Here is an 8,756-nt window from a genome sequence, read left to right as displayed (position 1 = left end):
GGGCACGTTCCTTTTATCTTGATTCAAAGAACGGAAATGACCTTGCCGATGGGTCCACCCCCCAGAAAGCCTGGAAGACGCTGCAGAAGCTCAACCAGTCCATGAGTCAGATCCAACCGGGTGATACGATTTTCTTTATGCGCGGTTCCATTTTCCGCGAATCCATATCTTTTTTGCTGTCAGGTACTGCGCATAAGCCGATTGTGCTCACAGCAGCCGGCACGGGCAGTATGCCGGTGATTAATGGCTCTGTGGAACTGACAGAATGGAATCAGGAAGGGAGCAATGTGTTTTCAGCTTCCTTTGGTAATTTGGTGAAGGATCTTTATCTCAACAACCGGCGTCTCACTGCAGCCCGGTATCCCAATCAGGGGTGGTTAACGGCCGATGAAGGCTTCGGCAAAAACGGATTCCGGGATAACGATCTGAACTTCTCAGACCACTATTGGGACGGGGCCATTGTGCGTTTCCGTCCTCATAAATGGTTATATGAAACCCGAAGGGTGCAATCCTTTACCGGCCGACAGATTGCATTTGATACTCCTTCGCAATACGATATTATCACTGGTTCAGGATACTATCTTGAGAACCATCCTGCCGCCATGGATACTGACTTCGAATGGTACTATGATGCCGCGCAGAAAAAGGTGTTCCTTCGCCTTCCCTCAGGAAAACAGCCCTCTTCGTATTTGATTGAAGCAGCCATCCGGGAAAATGGCCTGGCTACCAACTGGAACCTGAATTACATTCAGATCAGAAATCTGAAATTTGAAAAATTCTATGGAAGCGGCATCCTGGGTCTTGGATTAAAAAACAGTATTATCAGCGGGAATGAAGTAAGGTTGTGTAACTATGGAATCCTTATATACGGATCCGAACCGACGGCGGTGGAAGTGAGCAATAACAAAGTAAGTGATTGTACCGCCCAGGGCATTTCGCTTATCGATGCCCTGAGTTCAGTTGTAAGCAGCAATGTGGTGCGCAATACCGGGATTATCCCCGGATACGGCATAAGCGGTGACAATGGTGCCAGAGGAATTTATGTGGGAGGCATCAGCAGCAGGAACTGCCTCGTGGAGCTAAATGAAGTTGACAGTTCGGGCTATTCGGGAATTACCTGCATGGGCGAAGGACATAAGGTGCAGTATAACATTCTCAAAAACAGCATGCTGACTCTTAGTGACGGCGGGGCGCTCTATACCTGGGGCGGATATTCAAAAAACCTGCTCTTTGCCAATAACCTGATTTCCGGAGTGGAAGGAAATGATGCCGGATCTCCCTTCCGGGGGAAAATGGCCAATGCTGTTTATCTGGATGATTTCGTTTCCAACATTACCGTGAGAGGTAATCTGGTGGAAAAATACAGCGATCTCGGTATTCTGGTACACAATGCCGATTATGTGACGGTGGAAGACAATATCGTAGTGGGCAATACATGCCTTGCCCTGCTGTATGATTTTGAGGGTGAAACAAAAAGAATTACCTCTTCCGGGAACGAGTTTTTCGGATTGTATCCTGAAGCCTTCCCTCTCTGGATCCAGTCCGCCACGGCCAATCTTCAGCTCAGCTTTCATGACAATCGCTATGTTAATCCTTACAATCCTGTGAAGGTCAAATTTAAAGATCCCACTCATGACCTTTTTCTGGGTCTTGAACGATGGAAAAGTGAGTTTGGCAAGGACGGGGGATCAGAAACCGATCAATATAACTGGAACCTTCTGGAAGTGAAAGACACACTTTCGGAGAATCTGGTCAAAAACGGAAATTTTGACACTGGCACCGGGAACTGGATTGTTTGGTTTTCCGATCAGGTGAAGACAACATGGGAAAGCTCGGCCGGTATGGATGGAGGGGCTATGAAACTCACCGGAAACAGCCGTCCTTCTGCCGGATATATGCGCACCTACACATCCAAATTCCCGTTAAAGAAAGATCATACCTACCTGGTTACCGGTTCTTTTAAAGCTTCTGTTCACACGACCCTGTATCTTGAGTCAGAAAATACCATCACAGGCTGGCAGTATCCGAACTTCAGCGCTTACCTGCCTCTGGTTTCCTCCGAACGAAAAAACTTCCGATGGGTGTTCGCAATGCCGAACGATGATTATCAGAGCGATCTGTACATTCAGATGCCCTGGCATGCCAGCGGGCAATGGCTTCTGCTCGATAATATGGGAGTATATGAAGTGTCAGCTAATGCCGTATCTCCTTTCTCAAAAGTGTTTTTCTTTACCAATCCTTCAAAAGACCGGATCGAATATTCACTTAAGCAGGCCAAATTTGTTGATATACGTGGGAAGCAATATTCCGGGAAGCTGACCCTTGAAGCATGGACCGGGAAAGTGCTTATTCTTACGGAAGGGACATTCAGCCTGGAAGGACCTCCCGAAAAGGCCGGGCAGATTCTTCTGTATCCCAATCCGGTTGCCCGCGGGCAAATGCTTACGGTTGCCCTGACCGGAATGGACAGTACCTATAACCAAATAAGGATTATAAGTTCTTCGGGAAGAATAATTGAACTTTTTACCCTGGCTTCATCAGCCGGTGAGTTTTTTATCCCCACACAGCAATTATCAGGCGGAATATATTATCTTCAGCTTCTCGGAAAAGAAGGGAAGAGAGAAAAATCTTTTGTAGTTGTGCAGAATAAATGAGACCTATCGTACGGTACATTTTTCTTTTTCTGGCAGGCATAATTGGTATTCTGTTGATATGGTTTATGGCCGGGCCTTTTGTACTGAGGGGGCCTCTGGAGAAGCCCGGAAATCAATGCGGACTTCTTGCGGCCGAAGGCTGGCTGCCGGAATCGGTTTTAAACGCGGTTGCCGATATTTACACCAGGGGATGTTACCGTAAGTTGCTGGTGACGGGAGTTACCCTGCCCGATGAAGTAGAGATGCTGTTCCGGGGGAAGCTTGTTATGTATCCGGCCGGTTCTCTCAGCCTGCAGCCCGGTGATACCCTGTACCTGAAACTGAGAGGAACCAAAGCTTTGGGAGAGAGGGCGGCAGGTCACGTCTGGATGAATGATACTCTGGTGGGGGCCGTTTTCTCCTCCCGGAGAGCCCGTTGGGTGCCATTACCGGTGCCGTATTCCTTTCCTGCAGTTGAATCCATTGGTATCAGCTTTGACAACGACGCGTGGACACGCTATGCCGACCGCAATTTGTATGTTTATGGTTTAAAAATCAGGGGGAAGGAATACCTGCCGCGCAGCATGCGAGCCATTTATATACGGTATCTCGGAAGTGGAGTCGATACGGTGGATCTCAATTTCAGCTCGGTTCCGGGCCAGGCAGCATGGTTTCTTCACCGGTTCGGAATTCCTGACAATCAAATGGATGTTATTGCTGTTCAGGGTATTCATTCCGATAAAACCTGGCACTCCATGAAGGCTCTGGCTGAATTTGCAAGATCCCATTACGCAACCGACAGTTCCCTTGTAATTGTTACGCATCCGTTTCATGCCCGCCGCACCCTGATGCTGGCAAGGAAGGCTTTCGGCCCGTCGGTCAAAGTGAGCGTCATTGCTCCTTTCCCATCCCGTACCTGGTGGAAAAGTGGAAACGAGATAAAAATGTTTGTCAAAGAATCGGCAGGACTGTTCTGGGCGTTTTTCAGAAAACCTGCCCTGCATTGAAAAAGAATTAACATGAAAGGATCCGGACCAGTGCATCTTGTGAAAGAGTTTTTTACCGGCGGAGGCGAACGTTCGGTAAAGGTGAAACGCCATATTGTCTATTCATTTCTCCTGAAGGCGGCTTCCATTTTAATTACCTTTCTGCTCGTACCCCTCACCCTGCATTATCTTGGCACTGCGCGTTACGGGATATGGATAACCCTTTCTTCCATCCTTGGCTGGATCGGATTTTTTGATATCGGTCTGGGCAATGGATTGCGGAATAAATTTGCCGAGGCAATGGCCCGTTCTGATCATGGCCTGGCAAGAAAGTACGTAAGTACAACCTACGGGGGCATGACCGTCATTTTTGGGGCCATTATGCTGCTGTTTTTTCTGGTTAACCCTTTTCTGAACTGGGCGAAAATACTCAATACGCCTCCCGGGATGCAGCAGGAGGTGACCATTCTGGCCACCGTGGTGGTGGTGTTTTTTATCATACGGTTTGTTACGGGACTCATCAGTGTGATTCTTACAGCCGATCAGCGGCCGGCCCTGAGCGGGCTCCTGACTTTTCTGGGGAACCTGGCCGCTCTGGCGGGTGTCTATATTATCACAAAAATTACCGAAGGGTCCCTGGTGTATATCGGTATTGCCCTCAGCTCTGCTCCGGTGATTGTCTATATCGTTGCCTCCGTATGGTATTTTGGGCGTGATTACAGCTTTTGCCGGCCCTCCCTGAAGTTCTTTCACAGGCAGTATCTGAAAGATCTGATGAGCCTCGGGGTTCAGTTTTTTATCATCAACATAGCTGTGCTGGTAATATTTACCACCAGCAACCTGATCATTACCCAGCTTTTTTCACCTGCCGAGGTTACTCCTTACAACATTGCCTACCGGTACTTCAGTATGATCACCATGGGATTTGAAATTATTCTGGTTCCCTTGTGGACAGCCTTTACCGATGCCTATGTGAAAAAAGACATTCCCTGGATCAGAAACACAATCCGCTACCTGCTCTTTGTATGGGGCGGAATGATTGTTCTCAGCCTCATAATGCTGGCTTTTTCCGGTATTTTCTACCGTTTCTGGGTCGGGTCCGAAGTGAAAATCCCCTTCAGTATGTCGGCTTTGCTGGCGGGCTATGTAATTCTGGCCACCTGGTGCAATCTCTGGGCATATTTTATCAACGGAACGGGCAAAATACGAATTTCACTATATATAGCTGTATTTCAGGCTGTTGCGAATATTCCCCTGGCCATTTTCCTTGCCCGCAATGCGCATCTGGGCCCTCAGGGTGTGGTATTGGCCACCATGATTGTTATGCTGGCCGGCGCCATTTTGTCGCCCATCCAATCCATCAAAATCATCGAAGGTAAAGACAACGGATTGTGGGGAAAATAAACAATCCCTTTAAACGCCGATAAATTGGACAATTTGCCTTTCCCCGCCGGGGATTAAGGTCAACAGATTGAATTATGAAATATTCAACATGGATTTGTACAGCTCAGCATATTGCGTGGCTACAACCTGAATGTCAAATTTTTTCACCACCGTATCCCGGGCGTTTTCGGCGATCGTTTGATATTCCCGGTTGTCAATGATCCACCGAATTCCTTCCCGCAGATCATCAGCATCAAAAGGTCTGGCCAGATACCCGTTTTCCCGATGCCTTATCATATCAGGATTTCCTCCAATATCAAACGCCACAACCGGTGTTCCGCACGCCATGGATTCCATAATTCCGTTGGAAAGATTCTCCTGTTCGGAGGGGACAATCATCACATCGGCCGCTGAATAAACAATGCAAAGAGAGAGGTCATCGTGCAGGTTCCCCAGAAAACGAACCGGGAAAGGAATCCCTGTATCCCGGGTATCGGCTTTTGCCCCAAAAACCACAATGACAAGATCATCCCTTTCAAAATTGCTCATGGCCTTCAGCAGGTGATGAAAGCCTTTTCTCTTTTCGGCATTGGAAAACTGTGCCCCGAACAAAATAACCTTTTTATCCGGAGGCACCGAAAGAAGACCCCTGGCCATGTCTTTTGCCACCGGCTTATATTGCGAGGTGTCAATACCATTCGGCAGGTTCACTACACGAACACCCTGCAAAACCGAGCTTGATGAAGCAGCTTCCTGCATCCACCGGCTCAGTCCAACCATGGTCAGACCGGGCATTGCAGAATAAATCTTTTTCTTCCTTTTCTGTATCCATGTGCTGAGGTCGTTTTGCCTTTCCGAATGGAGCACCGGGCAGTTTCCGCATAAGGTGCGGTATCGGTTACAGTTGTTATCGTAATGACATCCCCCCGTAAACGGATTCATATCATGCAAACTCCACACCACCGGTCGGTTCAGTTTTCCAATGGTTTCAAGGGAAAGAAAATTGTCCGAAATCCAGTGCAGGTGGACGATATCAGGTTTAAGAGACCTGATTGCATCCATAACAGGGGATTTCCAGAACGAAATGGAAAAATTCACACTTTCCCGTCCGGGATACCGGTTGAGCCACAGCAGGTAATCGAGATGATAGGAAAAATAATTACGGATTTTGTTGAAGCGGACCTGGTGAACATACGCATTGTCGCTCTTTTTGCTTTTAACCAGCATGTGCGAATCGATGCCGTTTTCTCTCAACCCGGTATGCAGGCGGAATGCTGCGCGGGCTGCTCCACCTTCCAGATCACTGGCGCTTAAATGCAATACGCGTATGTTCATAAGGCAACTCCGCTAATTCATCAAAAATACATTTTTTTTTGACCTTTGTTTTTGCGGGATAAGTTACTTTCGTAAATTAGACAAAGCAGAATTCCGGTGGAAGAAAAAAAACTTTCCTACGTAAAAACAAAAACGGCCTCGGGGGAAATGACTTACTTTGATCCCCTGATCCATTGGCTTTTTTGTCTGTTCATTCTCCTGGTCCCCTATCTCGGAGGGTACCTGCCCCGCCTCAAGGTCGGAGGAACCACGCTCGACATCCGTCATTTTTTTCTTATTGCCTTTACCTTTTTCTTTTTTCTGAAATTTTTCCTGGGCCAGTTCAGGGCGCGCTTAAGCCCTTTTCTGATTGCGCTGGGAATTTATATGTTATATGTACTGCTCAACAAAAACTTCCTTACCGGATCGATTCCGCCTTCCATTCTTTTCAATCTGGTAACAACATGGTTTACCCTGGCCCTGTTCGAGAACCTTGTTTATACGCCTGCTGACGGCAGAAGGCTTTACATGTTTCTGCTCGTGGTAGCGGTGGGGTGTTTCATTGCAAGTGCTTTGCAGACCTTTGTTGACCCGACCTTCTATGTGGGGAAATATAAGGAGGCACTTTACTGGATCCGTTTCTTCAGCCGCTATGAAGGCATTGTGCGCAACAACTCCCTTTTCGCAGGAGTGGGGCCTTACGAGGCCGGAATTGGCCTTTCCTGCCTTTTTCTCTATTTCCTGTTCAGAAATTTCAGGGAATATTCGCTGAGAGACCTTGCTGTTGTAGCTATGCTGGCCTTTTCGGTGGCGGTTACCTATTCCCGGTGGATCTGGGGATTTGCCCTCATCGGAATTCTGGTTTTTGTCTGGTACCGCTATAAACAATACAGCATTGTGCTTTTCCCTGCTGTTATTCTTTTGCTCATTATTCTCTTCCTGGGATTTTTTTCGCAGATAGAACAGTCAAAAGTCTATCAGAAGCGCATTGCAACAGAAACCTACAAAGGCAGAACCGAAACTACCCAGATCTTTGTGGAGCGCTTCTTTCAACAGAAACCTGTTTTTGGTTTCGGTGAATCAAGCTGGCAGGATAAGGAATACCTGAAATTCAACTGGTTTGGGATCCATGTTGCCTACTTTGATATTATTTTCAGGGAAGGGCTTTTTGGTCTTGCCCTCTTTGTCCTCTACTGGATTTTCGGTTTCTTGCGTTTCCGGAAAAGCTCCCGTGTAACCGGAAATCCTATGCTCCTTGCCTTTTTCTGGGGATATGTATTTATCAACTTTACGGCTCTGTTTGACAATCTGAATTATTACGGGTATTTTCTGATGTTTTATCTGCTGAACATGTTTCTTCAGAACAAACAGGAACCCATACCCGCTTAATTGTGAAGCTCTGATACTATGATGAATGATCTGCATCGCCAACTAAAAATAGCCATCCTTCTGCCGGTATATAATGCCCTTCCCTATACAAAAAAAACACTGGAGAACCTTCGTCAGCTGCTGTCTTCTGATGCACTGAATTCCAGCGGTTTTAATTTTGAGATAGTTGTGGTGGATGATGGTTCCACAGACGGAACTTCTGAATGGATACAAGCAAATTTTCCCTTTGTTCATGTGCTCACCGGTGACGGCACCCTCTGGTGGAGCGGTGGCATCAACAGGGCTGCAGCCTATGCTTTATCAGACCTGAACGCCGCCTACCTGCTGCTGTGGAACAATGATATTGTGGCCGGGGAAGACTATTTTCCGGCGTTGTGCAGAATACTGTCTGAAAATAAGCCCGAAATTATTGTCGGCTCCAAGGTATTTATAGCCAGAGCAGACAATATCCTGTGGAGCATGGGCGGATACTTCAACCGCCGTTCAGGTGTTAAATATCCTGTCGGGTTTGGAGAGCCCGACTCGGAAACATACAGGCAGCCTCTAAACGTTGACTGGCTGCCCGGCATGGGAACCTGCCTTCATCGGTCGGTTATTGAGAAAATAGGGTACTGGGACGAAGTGCATTTTCCGCAGTATCACGGTGATTCTGATTTTACCTGCCGGGCCAGGGAAAACGGATTCATCCTGAGGGTGTATCCCGAACTGAAACTCTGGAACCATACCGACCATACAGGCGCCCTGCACCAGGGACGCTGGAAGGATCTTCTCCGGTCATTTTCATCAGTTCGTTCCAATTATCACCTCGGCAAAGATATGATGTTTTACCGCCGGCATGGAAAAGGAGTTTTTTGCTATTACGGACTTCTTGTTAAGTACCTCCGGTATGTGGGAGGCTTTTTCAAGGGAAAACTATCGGGTGCATTGGGAATCAGCCGGAAAAATCATTCCATTCAATCCTGAATGTATGGAATCTGTTGTAATTGTTACACCGTCATGGTTTATTGAAGTGGACCTGCCTGTGGTCAGGGCATTATCATCACACTATGCC

At 47.4% G+C, this 8,756-nt stretch carries 6 protein-coding genes; 5 read left to right on the top strand and 1 reads right to left on the bottom strand.

Annotated features, from left to right (window positions below; genetic code table 11):
* The 3 genes from GX419_09120 to GX419_09110 form a co-directional block, all read left to right on the top strand.
* Window positions 1-2,654, top strand: a 2,654-nt coding sequence (locus GX419_09120; GenBank protein ID NLI24851.1) for a T9SS type A sorting domain-containing protein, incomplete at its 5' end; no start/stop codon positions are given.
* Entirely contained in the window at window positions 2,651-3,640 is a 990-nt protein-coding gene (locus GX419_09115; protein NLI24850.1) for a DUF218 domain-containing protein, read from the top strand. The genes GX419_09120 and GX419_09115, both read left to right, overlap by 4 nt.
* 12 nt (window positions 3,641-3,652) lie before the next feature.
* Window positions 3,653-5,023 (top strand): oligosaccharide flippase family protein, encoded by a 1,371-nt coding sequence (locus GX419_09110; protein NLI24849.1) that lies wholly within the window; start codon window positions 3,653-3,655, stop codon window positions 5,021-5,023.
* A 72-nt stretch (window positions 5,024-5,095) separates the two neighbouring features.
* Here the strand turns inward: GX419_09110 and GX419_09105 are convergent, their stop codons facing one another.
* A complete protein-coding gene (locus tag GX419_09105; GenBank protein NLI24848.1) occupies window positions 5,096-6,337 on the bottom strand; it encodes a glycosyltransferase in 1,242 nt (413 codons plus the stop codon).
* Between the two features lie 147 nt (window positions 6,338-6,484).
* Here GX419_09105 and GX419_09100 point away from each other — a divergent pair, with 147 nt between their 5' ends.
* Window positions 6,485-7,705 carry an O-antigen ligase family protein gene (locus GX419_09100; GenBank protein ID NLI24847.1) on the top strand — a complete coding sequence of 407 codons (1,221 nt, stop codon included), beginning with the start codon at window positions 6,485-6,487 and terminating at the stop codon, window positions 7,703-7,705.
* 18 nt (window positions 7,706-7,723) lie between these two features.
* A complete protein-coding gene (locus tag GX419_09095) occupies window positions 7,724-8,668 on the top strand; it encodes a glycosyltransferase family 2 protein (GenBank protein NLI24846.1) in 945 nt (314 codons plus the stop codon).
* Window positions 8,669-8,756 lie beyond the last annotated feature (88 nt).

Source organism: Bacteroidales bacterium (genome assembly GCA_012517825.1).
Classification (GTDB): Bacteria; Bacteroidota; Bacteroidia; order Bacteroidales; family JAAYUG01; genus JAAYUG01.
Note: the sequence above shows the minus strand (reverse complement) of the source record. Positions and strands in the feature narration are given on the sequence as shown.

Bases quoted from the DNA above. Each gene is read 5' to 3' on its own strand.
- GX419_09115 (NLI24850.1), top strand. From the start codon at position 2,651: ATGAGACCTATCGTACGGTACATTTTTCTTTTTCTGGCAGGCATAATT.
- GX419_09110 (NLI24849.1), top strand. From the start codon at position 3,653: ATGAAAGGATCCGGACCAGTGCATCTTGTGAAAGAGTTTTTTACCGGC.
- GX419_09105 (NLI24848.1), bottom strand. From the start codon at position 6,337: ATGAACATACGCGTATTGCATTTAAGCGCCAGTGATCTGGAAGGTGGA.
- GX419_09100 (NLI24847.1), top strand. From the start codon at position 6,485: ATGACTTACTTTGATCCCCTGATCCATTGGCTTTTTTGTCTGTTCATT.
- GX419_09095 (NLI24846.1), top strand. From the start codon at position 7,724: ATGATGAATGATCTGCATCGCCAACTAAAAATAGCCATCCTTCTGCCG.